This window comes from Candidatus Latescibacter sp. (assembly GCA_030692375.1).
In the GTDB taxonomy this organism is placed as follows: domain Bacteria; phylum Latescibacterota; class Latescibacteria; order Latescibacterales; family Latescibacteraceae; genus JAUYCD01.
Genome location: JAUYCD010000206.1, coordinates 1 through 17,363 on the forward strand (window position 1 = coordinate 1; position 17,363 = coordinate 17,363).

The 17,363-nt window shown below is 47.9% G+C and carries 10 protein-coding genes; 5 read left to right on the forward strand and 5 right to left on the reverse strand.

The window, feature by feature from the left end; translation table 11 throughout:
* The first annotated feature begins 250 nt into the window (after positions 1–250).
* Together Q8O92_12505 and Q8O92_12510 are read left to right on the forward strand one after the other, a co-directional pair.
* Entirely contained in the window at positions 251–421 is a 171-nt protein-coding gene (locus Q8O92_12505; protein MDP2984136.1) for a transposase, read from the forward strand.
* Positions 376–1,401 (forward strand): transposase, encoded by a 1,026-nt coding sequence (locus Q8O92_12510; GenBank protein MDP2984137.1) that lies wholly within the window; start codon positions 376–378, stop codon positions 1,399–1,401. Before Q8O92_12505 ends, Q8O92_12510 begins: the two co-directional genes overlap by 46 nt.
* A 360-nt stretch (positions 1,402–1,761) precedes the next feature.
* On the opposite strand, the gene Q8O92_12515 is transcribed toward Q8O92_12510, so the two are convergent.
* Positions 1,762–2,199, reverse strand: coding sequence for an HD domain-containing phosphohydrolase (locus tag Q8O92_12515; protein MDP2984138.1), 438 nt, complete (start codon positions 2,197–2,199; stop codon positions 1,762–1,764).
* Complete coding sequence (locus Q8O92_12520) at positions 2,196–2,822, reverse strand: hypothetical protein (GenBank protein MDP2984139.1); 627 nt, start codon at positions 2,820–2,822, stop codon at positions 2,196–2,198. The genes Q8O92_12515 and Q8O92_12520 overlap by 4 nt, the downstream gene beginning before the upstream one ends.
* 360 nt (positions 2,823–3,182) lie before the next feature.
* Here Q8O92_12520 and Q8O92_12525 point away from each other — a divergent pair, with 360 nt between their 5' ends.
* From Q8O92_12525 to Q8O92_12535, 3 genes are all read left to right on the forward strand, one after another.
* On the forward strand, positions 3,183–6,752 hold the full coding sequence (locus Q8O92_12525; protein MDP2984140.1) for a beta-galactosidase trimerization domain-containing protein: 3,570 nt from the start codon (positions 3,183–3,185) through the stop codon (positions 6,750–6,752).
* A 470-nt stretch (positions 6,753–7,222) separates the two neighbouring features.
* A complete protein-coding gene (locus Q8O92_12530) occupies positions 7,223–9,766 on the forward strand; it encodes an ATP-binding protein (protein ID MDP2984141.1) in 2,544 nt (847 codons plus the stop codon).
* On the forward strand, positions 9,763–10,995 hold the full coding sequence (locus Q8O92_12535; GenBank protein ID MDP2984142.1) for a hypothetical protein: 1,233 nt from the start codon (positions 9,763–9,765) through the stop codon (positions 10,993–10,995). Before Q8O92_12530 ends, Q8O92_12535 begins: the two co-directional genes overlap by 4 nt.
* 503 nt (positions 10,996–11,498) lie before the next feature.
* Here Q8O92_12535 and Q8O92_12540 read toward each other — a convergent pair.
* From Q8O92_12540 to Q8O92_12550, 3 genes are all read right to left on the reverse strand, one after another.
* Positions 11,499–13,070, reverse strand: coding sequence for a CRTAC1 family protein (locus Q8O92_12540; GenBank protein ID MDP2984143.1), 1,572 nt, complete (start codon positions 13,068–13,070; stop codon positions 11,499–11,501).
* A gap of 295 nt (positions 13,071–13,365) precedes the next feature.
* Positions 13,366–14,955 (reverse strand): sodium/solute symporter, encoded by a 1,590-nt coding sequence (locus tag Q8O92_12545; protein MDP2984144.1) that lies wholly within the window; start codon positions 14,953–14,955, stop codon positions 13,366–13,368.
* 474 nt (positions 14,956–15,429) lie between these two features.
* Positions 15,430–17,118, reverse strand: a complete 1,689-nt coding sequence (locus tag Q8O92_12550) for a DEAD/DEAH box helicase (protein ID MDP2984145.1) — start codon at positions 17,116–17,118, stop codon at positions 15,430–15,432.
* Positions 17,119–17,363 lie beyond the last annotated feature (245 nt).

A 17,363-nucleotide genomic window follows, 5' to 3' on the forward strand; every position in this document is an offset into this window, starting at 1 on the left:
ACTTGACAATAAAGGAGATAAGTAGTATATTATGGCAGTGTTTTGGAGGTCGAAATGCACGCATTTCGAATCATACCCCTGATAAACCTTGCATTTTTTAGTAAAGGAAGAGGCAATGTATCGAGGGAAAGATCGACTGACGCTGCCATTATTTACCGAGTTGTTACCCTTTGGTGGAAAGCTTGATCCTGAGAATCGGTGGTTGAAGATAGGGAAATTACTTCCGTGGGGAGAGATTGAATCCCGGTACATGGGGTATTTTTCAGAGATCGGGCGGCCATCGTTGGATTGCAGGTTGGTGATTGGCGTGTTGTTTTTGAAACACATGACAGGTTTCAGTGATGAAGAGATCATAAAGTTAGTGAATGAGAATACATGCAGGCGTTCTGTGGGTTGGATTATTTTGCGACCGAGCCTTTGATGGATTCGAGCAGTTTGAGTAAGGTTCGCAAGCGGTTGGGTGCGAAGTATTTTGCCGAGTTGGAGCGTGATACCTACCAGGTATTGATTGAGCGAAAGATTATCAGGGGCAAGGGGATGCTTCTGGATGCAACTGTTTTTCCGGAGTATGTAAGGTATCCGACGGACACCGGTTTGCTGAATGAGGCGCGGGAGTGGACGGTGAAGCAGATTAAACGGTTGGGGAATGCGCTTGGAGAAAAAGTGAGAACTTACTGCCGCAAGGCGCGGCAAGACTACCTGAATTTCAGCAAGAAGAAGTCAAGGAGCCGGAAGCTGATCCAAAAGACCAAGAAATCCTTAGTGCAGTATCTCAGACGGAACGTCAACCAAATGAAGTCATTGGTGGAAAAAGCCAGGCGCCAGGGTATCAAGATTGAGAATAAGGTGCTTGACCGTCTGGAGGTGGTTTGCACGGTTCTTGACCAGCAATTCGAGATGTACCGTTGCAAGACAAGCAGAATTCATGACCGGATTGTGAGCCTTCACCGTCCCTGGACCCGTCCTATTGTCAGGGGCAAAACAGGCGACAAGAAGGTTGAATTCGGCCCCAAGGCATCACTTTCCTATGTCGATGGGTTTGTGTTTTTGGATCATATTTCATCTGATAATTTTGCGGAAGCTGACCGTGTCGATGCCCAGATCGAACACTACGAGGGGTTATTCGGACACAAACCACCCTATGTGACGGCGGACAAGATTTACGGAAATCGTGGAAACAGGGAATTGCTCAAAGAACATGAAATAAGAGATGCGTTTGAACCACTGGGCCGAAAAGCTCGGAACCAGAATCCATCTAACCGGTGGCGCAAGCAAAAACAACGCGAACGCAACCGGATCGAAGGCAGTTTCGGTCACGCAAAAAACCACTTCGATCTTGATACCATTAAATCATCGAGGGCGGCCCCGAAATCTGGGTCCGCCTGGGACTGTTGGGAATGAACCTGCAAACCGCCATGAAAAGGGTCTGATACGGTTAGTATATAGTACATTACAAATATAGACTCGTCGGATTCCGAGCCCGCTTCACCTTTATCTTTGACGTGTAATGCCAAATACCTTTTTTCAGCAGACCCTAATTAGGAGAGGGCAATAACAAGGCGCATAATGAGTTATCCCCTCTCCTGACTAGGAGAGGGGGATAGGGGGTGAGGTTTAAAAACACCAGAAAATTAATATAACAATTACTTTTTACCGCATCATTATATAAAGGGGTATACATCAGAGGGGGGTACAATTACAAAATATATATTAATGAATCGATATTGTGAAAAAAATCGGGTTTTAATTGATGCTGTTTTCTTAAAGCTGAACCCTTCCACCCCACAATAATTCAGACAATGGAACGTTTTCCGATGAATCTACATCTTTTTTTATTTTTACTAATTCATCAACGTTATTGAGGAAAATATCGACAATCTGGGGATCAAAATGCTTCCCTCGATCATTGATGATAATATCGCACGCAACTTCGACGGGATATGGATCCTTATAGGGACGTTTCGAAATTAGAGCATCGAAGCAGTCGGCCAGGCAAACAATCCTTCCTGCCAGTTCAACTTTCTCGCCGGCAAGGCCGTAGATGTATCCCATTCCGTTCCATTTCTCATGGTGAGAAAGCGCAATTTTCTGAGCCATTTGGATAACTTCTGCATCCGAATTAGCCAGTATATTGGAACCAATCATTGTATGGGTTTTGATAACCTCGAATTCCTTTCCGGTCAATTTTCCCATTTTCATGAGAATATTGTCCGGAATGCCGATTTTTCCCACATCATGCATTGGGGCAGCAATTTGATAGACTGAACTTCAGAAGATGACAAACCGAGTTTTTCTGCAATGAGAGCACAGTAACGTCCCATTCTCACAAGATGGTCGCCGGTATCCTTATCCTTATATTCCGCTGCAACCACGAGACGGTATATTGTATCCCTGTAAGCCGCCTGTAATTTTTTATTACAAAGAGAAAGATCTTTTGCATAGATCATCAATCTAACGGACTGTTCCTTTACTTCCCTATTGGCATCATTACATTTCATGAGAACGGAATTGAAGTTTTCAGCAATATCATTCATTTCCTTATCAGCATTAATATGAATGGGTTCCCTTTTTTTCCCAGATGCAACTCTCCATGTTTCATCTGCAAGTTCAGCAAGTTTTTCGATAGAACTTCTCAAGAGAGCCAGGCCTGCTAAAAAACAAGACAATATTAATGCAATAAAGAGAATAGTGGTATCTGGCAGATTTATTATTTTATCGTAAAAAAGATAGAAAATCAGGAGAACGGGGATTGCCACCAAAAGGGCTAAAATAACCCACATTTTACCATAAAAACTATTGTAATCACGATAAATTGATTTCACTATAAATACCTGTTCAAATGATTATGGGCGCTGTGATCTATTTTTAATTTATTTTTGGGCATTTCAAAGGCTACTGGGAATAAAAGTGCTTTTTATTTTAGTATATATTCTTGCAATTTTTGCAAATATATATTCAGATTTCAATATTATCAGTGATACATATCACAAAAGTAAAAAAAAAAATTCAAATAAATGGATAAATTTATACACTTTTCCAAAAAAACAATCCCAACTTTTTTTGGGAACAGCATTATTATGTCTTTTTTTTACATGTTTATATTGGAAGAAGCTTTGTTTTTTTTTACATTATAAATCCATCATTTTGAAAAACTTGAAAAAACCACCACCAAAAGTTATGTGATGAAACCATTTTTCTTTTCAATATTCTTTCATTTTTTTCTTGTTTTTTCTGCCCATGCTCTCGATCTGGAAAGCGCCAGCGCGCCGTTCTCAGGAATCGAGCTTTCCACACTGAAACAACGCAGCTACCCGATCGCTTCACCATTGCAGGGCGGGCCTGTGCGAATTCTCTTTTTCGGGGAGCGGGAGGAGACCGGTTTCTCAGTCCGTGAGGTTGCCTCACGGCTGGAGTGCAATGTGGAAACGATACTTACCGCCGGGCGCAGCCGCCTGGAAACCCGTGAACCCTGGATTCGTTTCCAGCCTTCAATTCTTTCCGACAGCACGCTTTCTGCCAAAGCCGCCGCGCTCCTTGGAAGGGAATGGGATGTTATCTGGCTCGATTACGAGATCGAGGCGCTCGCTGAACCGATACGGCAGGCGCTGCTTGATCGCATACGGAGCGGCAGCGGTCTTTTATATGTAGGAAATAAAGGCGATATGCGTTCTCTCGTAACCAGTGGGAAGTTTGATGAGAAGCAGCTTGATAAGGTCTCGTACGGCGGCCCGGTAAAGCCACAATATGCCGGATTTATGGGCAAGGGCATCGTATTCGTCCTCCCGTCGCTGGATTCTGCGGCCACTATTCAGGAGGTCGGGGATTACTATGCCCAGGCGGTTCATACCCTGATTCTGGCTTCCGGTCATCAGAGCTCGTTGAGAGTGATCGGCAGGGAAAAACCTTCCCGGAACCTTGAGTTGGAAGCAATGTCTATCATGAATTTTCGGATAGAGATGATCACTTCCGGAAAAACCACCCCCCGCAGGGTGATTGTCCGTTACCGTGACCGGAACGGCAAGACTGCTCATGAATCTCTTGAAACCTACAGTATCGAAAATGGGAAAACCTTTCTTCGGGTACGATATCCGATGCTTCCGGTTGGAAGATATTCTTTGGATATATCGGTTTTCGAAGGGGAAAGCGTCGCCGCTCTGGCCGGAACTTCCATCAATGTTACCTCCGAGGAGACGATCTCTGATATCGTCGTTTGGGATCAGGGAGTACGGGTGGGGAAGTTTGTCAGCGGGAGCATAAAAACCACTCGTGAAATCAAAGAGGGTATGAATATTAAAGCCGAACTGCTCGATCAATGGGGAAGGCAGGCAGGTTTTTCCGAATTACAACCGGTTCCAGGCCGCAAGAGCGTAGATTTTACATTCAAGATCACCCGGCCCGCAAGAGGCGCTCTTACTCTGCGGGTAACTTTCTACAAAAACAATATAGTAGACCATGTGCTTGAAAAGCCCATACTGACAAAATACGAATATAATCCTGAGAGATTTTCCTTTATCGTCGGCGGGGATCGTTCATTCAAGCCCTGGCAACTTGACGGTTACGACCGCCTGATAGAAGAAGGGGTCACCGGTTTCGCCTTGGAAATGACCCCTGCCGATCCCGGTCATTTCTACAGAACAGCGGTGACCATCTCACGCCGTGGCACATCGGTGGTGCCGATTATTTATGCTGCTGATTTTTTCCACGGCCAGAAATCAGTTGGAGTTAAAAAAACCGGCGCCGGGAAATCCCGAAATCCCGTGAACATTGTTACGGCGGTCATGGATACCCTCCGAAACCTGGATATTCCCGCATGCTGGATCAACGCCGCTCTCCCCGATTCCACTCTTCTTCGTTCTGAGGCGCGAAAAACCGGCGACTTTGGGAAATGGCTTGATTCAGAACATTCCCGGATGGATGCTTCTTTCCGCGCCGCCGGTGAAATCGCCTCCGCGGCAGCCCGTATGGATTCCACGGCAAAAATAGGCATCTCCGGATACTCACGTTACCTTGAGGAGTTCACAGGATTACGCAGCTCTTCCGATCCGGAAGGTTACCCGGGGTTTACCATGTATCCTCAGGATGCCGGTACATGTTTTTCAGGTGACAGCGGGATGCTTCTTTCCCTGGCTTTATTCAAACAACCCGGCGGGATGAACTGTCTTATAACCGGCGGCGAGAGCTGGCGGCGGGGGAATGAGGCTCTGCTCCGGGCTGCTCCCTGGCAGAGCTTGTTCCTCGGTCTCAACGGCATCTGGTGGTCGAACGGGTTCGAAGGCGCCGAGGCCGCTCTTGCTCCCGGACTGACCGTAACGCCGGCCTTTTCTTTTGTTGCAGAAGAAACCCGTGAAATCATTGGCGGGATAGACCTGCTCCTTTCCGGCGCCAAACGGCATGGCGACGGTATCGCAATCGTATACAGCCCCATTTCCATCCTGGCGGCATGCGCAACGGAAGAACCCGGTTCACCTGCTTCCGCCGCGCCGGACGACTGCCTGGTTGAATATGAAAGAGCCGGCGCCGAAAAGGCAGACGGTATGGGAATGCAGCCTTATCGGGCCAATGCTGTTCTAAGGTCGGCGCATGCGTTTCTCCAGGCTTGTCTGGACGCCGGATACAGCCCTGCAGTGGTTTCTGAGGATCAGGTGAATACTGCCTGGCTAAAGAAGAACGGATTCCTGGTGCTCTTTCTCCCCTTCATGCAGTCGATAAGCGAGGAGACAGCCGTCCGGATAGAGGATTTTGCCCGGAGCGGGGGGACGGTGATTGCCGATGTACGAACCGGAATCATGGATGAACACCTCGCCATGCGTCATGCGGGCAGATTGGATTCTCTCTTTGGAGTAAACCGAATCCCGGAAAGAAAACTGAAGGAAACAGAGGGTGCTTTTCAGTTAAAAGGCATCGTGGATGGTTTGCCATCGGGCCTGGCAATCGATTCCTGCCGGGGGGAGACAGGTATTACCCCGGCCGGAGGGGCAAAAGCACTTGGTGAAATCGCCGGAGCGCCTGCGCTCATCGTCAACAGCGTATCCGGCGGAAAATCCGTGCTTCTTAATATGGGAATGGAATCCTACGAGCGGTTACGCATCAAGGGCGCCGAGGCTTCCCTGCGCACCCTTGTTTCCTGGTGCATACGGAACGGGGGCGCCAGCGCGCCGTCACTTTCACTCAGCGACAGCACGGGAAAACCCGCCCGCAGAATACAATCCACCGTATTCAGGGACGGAAACAGTTGGTACATCGGACTGCTCATGGAGCCGGGAACAGCCGGGATGCCGAACACCCGGAACCAGACCTGCCGCGTACAAACCGATAATCTGGCAAAATCGGCGTTTATTTATGATGTCCGCAGAGGCGCCTTCCTGGGAGGGGGGAATTCTTTCTCCGTGAACCTCCGTCCCGGGGAAGCAAAACTTTTTTCCTTGCTGCCCTACCGTGTCCAGGATATAGATATTAAACTGAAAAGCAATGTTATTAATCCCGGCGGGAGTATTCATTATCAGGTCAACATACAACCTCAAGATGCTGAAATAAAGCCCGGCCGTCACATTTTCCATGTTTCCGTTATTGGGCCTGACGGGAGTGAAAGAAAATTCTTTTCGGATTCCCTGGCTGCCCCGGAAGGGAGCATCGCGTCATCATTGGGAATTCTGCCTGTCGATCCCCCCGGAAGATGGAGATTGAAGGTAAAAGATATCGCTTCCGGGAAAAGCGTCGAGCGTGTCTTCATGGTTATGCCGGGAAACAAATAAAAATATTTGTCTGAACCTTGATTTACTTGATTGAAGGATTAACTTGATTTTTTTATAATCTTTCATCGGGGGCAGGAGAAGTTCTTTTGCCTGCTTTTCATCCCTTGCTCCCATTTATGGGGGAAAGGGACCGAGGGTTAGGGGGTTTTTACTTGGATACCCCGCAGCTTGCTGCGCGGTAATTCATTAGATAGATGTGATAAGTGGATTTTTTTTAGCATGAATTGCCAAAAATATTTTACTTGTTAATAATGTGCAGAACAGATTTATTTGCGTTATAGAAATAGAATTATGGTGCGGACGACCATGCTTTACACCCACGTGCTGAATAAGAATGGGCTCTAAGAAGGTATGGTTTTGTTATGCAGGGAGTTGTATGTAATATTGATCATTAAAGAAAGACATCGGCGTAATTTCAAAAGAATAGGAGAAAAAAACTGAGAATAATGAGTCCACAAAATAGAAAAGATATGCAGGAATTGTTCACAACGGCTGGGAACAATACTGACCGGATTGACGTCAAGATCAGCCTCCGGATTATCCAACTTTTTTCAGAGGGTTTATATTCCAGCCCTAACAAAGCAGTGGAAGAGCTCGTGTCTAATTCATTCGATGCAGGTGCTCAAAATGTCCATATCATTCTTTCCCCGGACTTACGTGATCCAGACGCAACCATCGTGGTCATTGATGATGGTGAAGGAATGGATGTTGATGGATTTAAACAACATTGGGTCATAGGCGAAAGCACGAGGCGTAAGAGCGCTGGCTCCCGGAGGCGAAAACCCATTGGGAAATTTGGTATTGGTAAGTTGTCCACATATGTGTTGGCTTCGAAACTAACTCATATCAGCAAGTCCGGTGACACTTACTATGCCGCCACGATGGATTATGCAAATCTGACCGGTAACGCTGAAGATGGCTCCAAAGGAGTTTTCGACGAACAGACGATCCAAATACCGCTACGAACACTTACGAAACAACAAGCTCAGGATGCAGTACGGCCATGGACACATGGAACAAAGGAAGGATATCAAGCGCTTTGCCTGTTTGGTGAAGATGCCAGTCCATCTTGGACTGTCTCTATTATGTCCGGGCTCAAGGAAATGGGAAAGAAGGTAAGTATTGGTCGTCTCAAATGGGTTTTGCAAACAGCCATGCCTCAGCGCGCTGACTTTCGCCTTTTTCTTGATGGGGATCCAATAACACCTCCGGAAATAGATGAGCCTTTGGCGAAACTGGTCATAGGCAAAGACGTGATCGAAATGCCAACGCCTTGCCCTGAAGGGCTCATTGCACGGGAGGACACAAGCGAATCAGAAAATTCTGTTCATCGATATGGCGTTTATCATGATAGATTATTGGGTCGAATCACTGGATACATCGAAATATTCAAGGATCAACTCGACTCGGGAAAAGCGAGATTTGGACAGAGCAATGGTTTTTTCGTCTATGTACATGAAAGACAGGTGAATGTAGACGATCTGGGATTTGGCATAGAACGCAACCTACTTCGACATGGCACCTTCTCAAGGTTCCGAATGGTTGTCCACATTGACAGCTTGGATGAGGCGCTAAGATCTTCCCGGGAATCCTTCCAACAAGGCGACCTATATAAAGAAGCGCAGAACTTTCTGCGTGCCGGCTTCAATCTAGCCCGCAGCAAACTCGTTGAACATGACCGCTCACAAACTCCTGCGGCCCTGATCTCTGTACGCATCTCCTCTGCGCCGGGAAGTATGACCCGAAGGCCGTTATTGTCGCTAGCTCAAATGGTTGCGGAGAATAAGGCCACTCCTTTCTATCTGCGTTTTCCTTCTGGACTCTCTGCTAAGGCACAGGCTGAGTTCTTGGAGGAGTTGAAGCAACAAGCAGAAGGAGCAGGCGATTTGCTTCGCTCCACGGAATTCAGTGCTCTCGATTCGAAGGATGGTTTGGCGATTTTCGACGTCCAGCAACGTAAGTTGCTTATTAATTCCTCTCATCCGTTTGTTGCTGCTTTTCAAGAGTTCTTCACAGATGCTCGTCGTAGTCTTCCGCTCGAAATGTTTGCGATGTCTGAGATTTTCGTCGAGGCCCAAATGTATGATATGGGATTTGATGAAAGTGATATCCGCGATGTGGTCAGTAGACGCGATGAACTACTGAGGCTGTTTGTCAGGTCTTCATCTCGTCGAACACCAGGAATGATCGCGCTTTCTCTTCTTGATGCAAGAGACAACGAGGCCGACCTTGAGATCGAGACACGCGCAGCATTTGAGGCGATAGGATTTGATAATGTTATCCGTATAGGAGGGAGAGATAATCCTGATGGTACTGCAGAGGCGTATCTGGCAGCGGACGAAGATGGAATTCCTCAGAGATACAAGGTAGGTCTTGAAGCAAAGAGTGGAAAGTATGTTAGTGCTAAGGAATTAGGAATTTCGGGGCTTGCACGGCACATGGAGGACCACAAGTGTGACCACCATGTTGTGGTGGGCAATCAGTTCGCCACATCGCGCGGTGAACTATCTGCTTCAGTTCGTGAAATACGGAACCACTGCAAGGCAACCGGAAAGACGATAACACTTATGTACATCGATGATCTTGCACGTTTAGTAAGAATTGTATCTGCGAAGAGGATTGGCGGCCTTAAGCGGATTCGAGAGCTTTTCAAGAAATGCATCACACCTGATCAGACCAAAAAGTGGATCGATTCTCTTGAGAAGGAGGAAGCGCAGAATGCTCCATACCGAGAGATACTCGAGACCGTGTGGCTTCTTGCAAAGGAACAGCCTAACGAACCAGTTGAGTATGCCGCAGTGATAACTGAACTTAGACATCGCGAACCACCAGTCAAAATGACAAAACCCGATCTCATTGAATGTTGCAAAGCGATGCATGTTTTGGCTAGTGGCGTTGTCTTCGCTAGGAAAAATAGCATCGAAATCGAAAGACGACCAGACATGATTCTGGAAGATATCAGGGCTGCGGTTGGCGAGTACCCAGAAGAAGAAAGAAAGACGATCCATATATGAAATCCGCAATCCAAAAAGCTCATATCCGTCCTGTTCATCCATTTCCTGCACGGATGGCTCCATCCATTGTCTGGGACTCCCTTCCAGATACTGATATTCCATTAAAAATCCTTGATCCGATGTCCGGGTCAGGAACAACGCTTGTATGTGCAAGAGCGAAAGGTCATTATGCAATAGGGTGTGACACCGACCCCCTCGCATTGCTTATAGCGAACGTTTGGTGCTCAGATGTTGACACAGAAAAGGTGAATTATCACGCAATCCGTGTCCTGGAACAAGCAAAAAATCTAGCGGATCAAATAGAATACGAAAAGGCATATACTTATGGGTCGAATGAAGAAACTCGTCGATTCATCGATTTCTGGTTCGACGATGAGAATCGTCGTCAACTGACTGCTCTCTCAACTTGCATCACGCGAGTTAACGCCGAAAGCGAGAGAATATTACTTTGGTGTGCTTTCTCACGTCTGATTATCACCAAATCCACCGGCGTTTCTCTTGCTATGGATGTATCGCATAGTCGACCTCACAAAGTCTATCAGATAGCTCCAATTCGCCCATTTGATAAATTTTTAGAAGCGGTTGAGTATATTGTCAAAAACGCACCATTTCATATTAGTGATAAATCTGAAATGAAAAGCCCTAATGTTGATATTCGCCCCGCGGATGCAAGACGTTTACCTATCGACTCGAAAAGTGTAGATATGATTATTACATCTCCTCCCTATCTCAACGCTATTGATTATTTGCGTGGACATAAGCTCTCTCTTGTATGGATGGGACATTCTATAGCAAATATCAGAAATCTTCGCTCTGCAAATATAGGTTCAGAGATATCATGTCATCAACAACCAGAAAATGCAATTTTTGGAGTCATGAAAGTAATGGGAGAAACAGAAGGTTTGGATAACCGTCGAATGGGAATTTTGATACGTTACCTGCAAGATATGAATAATGTCATAAGAGAATGCGCTAGAGTTCTTAAAAGAAAAGGACATGCTATCTTTGTCGTTGGCGATTCGTCTGTGCAGGGTGTGTTCATAAAGAATTCTGATGGACTGACTAAACTTGCTTCCAACAACGGTTTTTCTTTGGATTCTAGAATCGTTCGACCCATTGCAGAAAATAGAAGGTATCTCCCACCTCCTGATTCAAAGCAATCCGGGAAACAGTTACAAGGGCGAATGCGGGAGGAGGTTATTCTAAAATTCACGCTGATTGAGAAATAAAAAACTGCGCAGAAAAGCTGATTTAAACCGCTGTGCTTTTTTAAGGTATTTTGACAGGTGTTCTGATTGGTTTCCACGAATTTAATCTCTTAGGATTAAATTCCCCGCCGCTTGCGGCAATGGATAAGAAATAAACCTAACATGATACCCCGCAGATTGTTGCGTTGTAATTCATTTTGTATATTGTATACACCATACTGTATACTGTATCCCAAAATAATGAAATAGTTTCTTAATGATCGTCCTCGCACCCTTTCGATCCGCCAACTCTAAACGACTTCGTTGACAAGGTTTTCCGCATGCATCTCACCAACCGCCATATCCGTGGTTCAATAACAGCTTTACATCATGGCAATCCTTGAATCCCATGAATCATGGTTCAGACTTATTAATCCTGGCTGTCCATTCATCCTGACCATCCGCGGTTCAGACAATTGAGTGTAGGGCAGTTATTAATTCTTGTCTTTTCCTCTGTGCCTTTGTGCCTTTACGCCTTTTCTTTTTTACTTCCCCTCCACTACTTTCAAAGTCTGTCCCGGATCGATATTTCTCAACACCGTTTCCTGCCCTGAGGGAAATGTAACCACGATGTCGTACTTCCGGGAAGAATCGGCGCCAAAATGCACCTGAAGCGGGTTGCCGGGGAAAGTTCCGCTTCCCGCCCAGACTTCGCGGTATCCCCGCAGGGCTGATCTATCCCCCGCCTTTCCGGCGTCGTAGAGGCTGGCCTTGCTCATGACCGCCGAGCGATTGGATTTGGCGCCTTCCAGATTGAGTTTGATGTAATTCCTGTTGTTGGTCTTGTTTTCGAAGAGTTTCCATTCCCCCGGATTACTGGAGCCGGGACGGCGCCAGTTTCCAACTGTAAGATCGAGGTCGCCGTCATTGTCAAGGTCCCCGAACGCGCAGCCATGCCCGTAGTAAACGGAGCCGCCGGTTTTTTCGTGGGCTTCCGTGAATTTCCCCTTGCCGTCGTTCAGCAAAACGAGCGATTCATAGCGGCTGTTGGTAACATAGATATCCAGGTCGCCGTCGTTGTCGATGTCGCCGAACGTAGCGCCGCGGCTGTTGGTCACGATGTCCACTCCGGCCTGTTTTGAAATGTCGGTGAATGTGCCGTTGCCGTTGTTGTGAAAAAGGGTATTGGCGCCGAATTTTGCATCTGCGGACGCGCCGGTGCCGGAGCTGTTGGCGAGAAAAAGGTCCTGAAAACCGTCATTGTCAACATCCAACCAGAGGCAAGTTACATTGTAGCCGTTCGCCTGCATCCCCAGCTTTTTGGTGACATCGGTAAATTTCAGGTTTCCTTCGTTGTGGTAAAGGCGGCGGGCGCCTTGATCATCCTTGTCGTTCAGGTTGCCCACATAGAGATCGGGAAGGCCGTCGTTGTCGTAATCGCAGAACGAGCAGCAGTACCCGTTCCCTTCGTCTGCCACCCCGGCTTGTTTGGCGATATCACGGTAGGCGCCGTCGCCGTTATTTATGAAGAGGGAATTGGCGCAGGTCGGGCCGCTGCGGTAACCGCCCTTGGCGACATAAATATCGAGGAGACCGTCCCCGTTTACATCGGCGGTGGTCACCCCGCAGGAATAGTTGAACGGCCCGCCGTCCAGCCGTGAAGGCACCGCGTATTCCACAAACCCCTCATCTCCGCCGATATAGAAGAAATTGGGCTGCAAGACCTCTCCCCGTTTCTCTGAAAGTGCCTCCAGGTTATTGGCGACAAACATGTCCAGATAGCCGTCATTGTTGAAATCGGCAATGGCTATGCCATGCGTGTCAAAAGGGCATGCGACCCCGTACGATTCGGTAACATCGCGGAAACGGAGCTTCCCCTCGTTGTGAAAGAGCTTGTTACGGCCATACACGACGCTGATGTAGATATCGAGTTTCCCATCCATGTCGAAATCCGCCATGGCGGTGCACTTGCCGTGTCCCTGGTGTATGAAACCTGACTGTTCGGTCACATCCTGGAACAGGACGCCGTTTAAAAAAAGGTTATGGAGTTCATTCTGAGAAAACACCGCTCCCGTTCCAAGAACCATGACCGCAGCGAATACCAGACAGCGTTTCATGACGCCTCCTTTGGTGAGATGAATCAAATTTTCCGATTATGTCATTTTTTAAGTATTTTTGAAAATCACTGTGATTGCACATTTAGATACTGAAACGAGTTCAGGATGACACATGTCATGCCGAACTTGTTTCGGCATCTACTATACGATCGCAAACCTTATCTAGTGACATAACCAGATAAGATTTTAAAAAATCAAGTCAATCATTGAATCATGCAAATCATCAGACTATCTTTTTCCTTCATTCCTTTTCTTTCATTCTGACTCCTGACTTCTGGCTTCTGGATTCTATTTTTCATCCTTTTCTGATATACCATTCCCAGAACGCGCAGAAACTGAACCAGCTTAGCGCGATAAAGAGCGCCCACTTCCAGAGATTGGGCCATGACTTGAGTCCCACCCATATTCCTTTGACGTCGGGAAGGGTGTGGACGGTCAGGTTGGTCAGGCTCTCTTTGGGCATCGGTTTTTCAAAACGGCTCAAAACAATCGCAGCAGCCAGGGTATAAAGGAATGAAAAGAATCCCACATAGGTGAAATTGATAACGGTGAAAACATCCAGTATCACCGCAAAAAGGACGCCGCTGACCATGGCGATAAGCGCGGCGCGGGGTGTGGTGCGGGTGCTGAAAATCCCGACACAGTAAAGGGCGACTACCACTCCGAGCACATCGCCATAGAAGCTCTGGATAAACGTCATGACCGACTGGCTTTTCACGATCAGGGGGAAAAGGGCGATGGTGGCGACCAGGGTGAGCGCTTCGACTATACGGGTTACTTTTTTCAGTTCATTTCCGGTAGCTTGAGGCCGCAGGATGCGCAGGTAGATATCTTTTGAAAACATGGCGCTAGATGCGGTCAGCATGCCATCCACAGTGGAAAGCAGGGCGGCCATGAGTCCGGCTACCAGTATCCCGCGCACGCCGGTCGGGAACATGGTGAGAATGACGTTCATGAAAGCCTCGTCGGGCAGGATATTGGGAGTGATAACCCGCATGATGGCGCCGATAATAAAAGAGCAGAAGGGGTAAAACACCGCCAGAATGCTCATGAACAACAGGGCTTTCTGGGCGTCTTTCTCGCTTTTGGCGGCGAGGAGGCGCTGCGCCATGCTGTAATTGAGCGACATCCAGCCCACTCCGGCGATAGTCGCCCATACCAGAACCGCCTGCAAGGGGAAGTAGATGGTGGTGTTTGCCGACCAGTCGGAGGGCGGTATGATGCTGAAAAGGGGAACTCCCGCGTTTCCGAGAGCACCGGTGGCTACAAATTTCGAGAGGCCGCCGATTTTCACGAATGCCATTATAGTTACGACAAGGAGAGTAACGATAATGAACATACCCTGATAGTAATCAAGGGAGAGCACCGTTTTCATCCCGCCGAGGATCACATAGAATCCCACCACCGCCGAGATGAGAATGATGCTTGCGAACATCGACCAGCCAAGCAGGTTTTTAAGCAGGAGAGCGCCGAGAAACATGCCCCCGGCGAGAGTGACAATTAAAATAGAGATCATGATCAGCGAAAAAATCGCACGGCAAGAGAGATTGAATCTTTTTTCCAGAAATTCTGGTGTCGTGGTGATTTTTGACCGCCAGTAGATGGGTACGAGGAACATGGCGGCGAACCAGGTGGTGAACCACATATGGACTCCTGGCCATTGAATCAGGTAAAATCCCCAGAGAAAGCCCAGGCCGGCCACACTCATCACCGCCGGGTCGGCCCCCATGGCGAACAGGGTGAGCGCAGTCTGATACCAGGTGCGGGTATGTCCGCCGGTCATGAATTCCTCTGCGGAAATACTCCTTCTGCTGAAGAAGTAGCCTGCTATGAATACGATGCAGAAATAAACTGCCACTATCAGCGAATCAATGTGGTTGTTCATCCGGATTTATCTCCTGAACGCCTTACTGGTGCATCATGATCATCATCGTACCTGATTAGAATCTACTTTTTTGACAGGACAAGATTAACCCTAATTATTCACAAATTTGCTACGACATTTTCTTAACTCTTTTTTAAACAAATACTTATTATTAATTTTGGAAGGCAGCCCCCTAAATCCCCCGAGGGGGGACTTTTCGTGGTAAAGATGAAAATGCGAAAGTGTAACTTATTTAAAAAACCGATTAAGCCTTGTATTGCAGCCTTTTAAGTCCCCCTTTGGGGGATTTAGGGGGCTGTAGTTTTGAGGTTTACAGCAAGAAAATCTTTTTTTTATGAATAATCCGGGATTAACAGGATTATACTTTCTGTTTTTCAAATCCTGTTAATCCTGTTAATCCTGTCAAATTTTTCTCTCTTTTCATTCTTTCTTTGCGAACTTTGTGAGAGAAAATCTTTTCATCCTTTAAAGCTTCTATTTCCCGGAAAAATATCTCTCGCTGTCGGCAATCTCATAGGAATACCCCTGCTCGGTAAGGAAGAGCTGACGTTTGGCAGAGAACTCCTGGTCCTGGGTGTCGCGGGTGATCACCGTATAAAACTGCGCCATGCACCCGTTCTTTTTAGGCCGGAGGATCCTGCCGAGCCGCTGGGCCTCCTCCTGACGGGAGCCGAATGTCCCTGAAACCTGGATCGCCACATTGGCATCGGGAAGATCGACAGCGAAATTGGCAACTTTGGAGACCACCAGGAGCTTTATCTCGCCCTTCCGGAAAGCGTTGTAGAGTGTCTCACGGGTAAGGTTGTCCACTCTCCCGGTGATGATAGGAGCGTCAAATTCCCTGGCCAAAAGCTCGAGCTGAGAAATATACTGCCCGATAACCAGCACCAGATCATCGCGATGACGGCTGATCAGACGCTCCACAACCTTGATTTTAGCCGGGTTTTCCGAGGCGATCCGGTATTTTTTTCGCAGTCCGGCGACAGCATAATCCACCCGCTTTTCGGCTGGCAGGGAAACCCGTATTTCAGTGCAGCTTGCTTCAGCAATCCAGCCCTGTTTTTCCAGATCCTTCCAGGGAACATCGTATTTCTTCGGCCCGATCAGACTGAAAACATCCCTCTCACGGCCATCCTCACGGATAAGGGTGGCAGTGAGCCCCAGCCGGCGCGTTGCCTGGATGTCTGCGGTGTAGCGGAATACAGGCGCCGGGAGCAGATGAACCTCGTCATAGATGATCAGCCCCCAGTCCTCACGGTTGAACAGGCCGAAATGGGGGAAGCCGGAGAGTTTGGTTTTACGGTAGGTGAGAATGTTATAGGTTGCGATGGTGACCGGTTTAATATCCTTATGCTCTCCGGAATATTCTCCGATGTCGTCTCCGGTCAGTGTGGTCTTGTCTAAAAGCTCCTGCCGCCACTGACGGAGAGCGGTGATATTGGTGGTTAGAATAAGGGTCATGGCGGAACATTTCACCATTGTCCCAATCCCGATAACCGTTTTCCCCGAACCGCAGGGGAGCACGATCACTCCCGAGCCGCCCCGCACGCCCCCTCCGGCATAGAAAGTTTCCACCGCATCCTTCTGATAGTTCCTTAGATCGAAGGGTTTTCCCTCGCCGGTTATCCCCCGTATGCCGATATCGAGGTGACGGCCGGGAGTGTAACCGGCAAGATCCTCGACCGGGTATCCAAGCTTTATAAGGATTTGCTTTAAGAAACCCCGGCTGGTCAGAGCAATGGCCAGGGTGTAGTTATCGATATACTCATCTATATAGGGTCTCACCTGGTCATTGTTCCAAATCTCTGTGATGATGAGCGGATCCGTGGATTCAAGCCGGAGCATGCCTTTAGAAGATATGAGCTTGAGTTTGCCGTAACGGCTCATCTGATCTGCTATTTCAAACCGGATGGTGCGGGGAATCTCGTATCTTGAAAACTGCTCCAGGTCTGCCATCACCATGTCGCTGGTCAGTCCCAGCGAAGCCGCATTCCATAGTGAGAGCGGTGACAGACGGTACGTGTAGATATGCTCGGGGCTTTTCTCCAGTTCGGCAAACCGCGAAAGGGCGTTTCGCGCCGGTGTGAACAGCGGACTGTCGACCTCGAGAAGAATACTGCGGTCGCTCTGCACGATGACCGGGTTTCCCGGATTGTAGATCATGATAGGTAACTCCCTTAAACGGCGGAACTTTGCAATATATCAAAACCCTGGGTATATGTCAAGGATGAGAATGACCTGCCTGGCCATCCCCCATTTTTTTTTCGGCGACAAATATGCCATGCTATTTATATGCTCTAAAGACAAAATCCCCCCGCCGCATAAAGCGGCGACCCCCTTGTTAAGGGGGTAAGATACTGCCTGCCAATATGTTTCCCCCCTTAAAAAGGGGGGATGTCCAAAGGACA

Coding starts and splice junctions, on each gene's coding strand:
- Q8O92_12505 (MDP2984136.1), top strand. CDS start 251: ATGGGGTATTTTTCAGAGATCGGGCGGCCATCGTTGGATTGCAGGTTG.
- Q8O92_12510 (MDP2984137.1), top strand. CDS start 376: ATGCAGGCGTTCTGTGGGTTGGATTATTTTGCGACCGAGCCTTTGATG.
- Q8O92_12515 (MDP2984138.1), bottom strand. CDS start 2,199: ATGAAAATGGGAAAATTGACCGGAAAGGAATTCGAGGTTATCAAAACC.
- Q8O92_12525 (MDP2984140.1), top strand. CDS start 3,183: ATGAAACCATTTTTCTTTTCAATATTCTTTCATTTTTTTCTTGTTTTT.
- Q8O92_12530 (MDP2984141.1), top strand. CDS start 7,223: ATGCAGGAATTGTTCACAACGGCTGGGAACAATACTGACCGGATTGAC.
- Q8O92_12535 (MDP2984142.1), top strand. CDS start 9,763: ATGAAATCCGCAATCCAAAAAGCTCATATCCGTCCTGTTCATCCATTT.
- Q8O92_12540 (MDP2984143.1), bottom strand. CDS start 13,070: ATGAAACGCTGTCTGGTATTCGCTGCGGTCATGGTTCTTGGAACGGGA.
- Q8O92_12545 (MDP2984144.1), bottom strand. CDS start 14,955: ATGAACAACCACATTGATTCGCTGATAGTGGCAGTTTATTTCTGCATC.
- Q8O92_12550 (MDP2984145.1), bottom strand. CDS start 17,118: ATGATCTACAATCCGGGAAACCCGGTCATCGTGCAGAGCGACCGCAGT.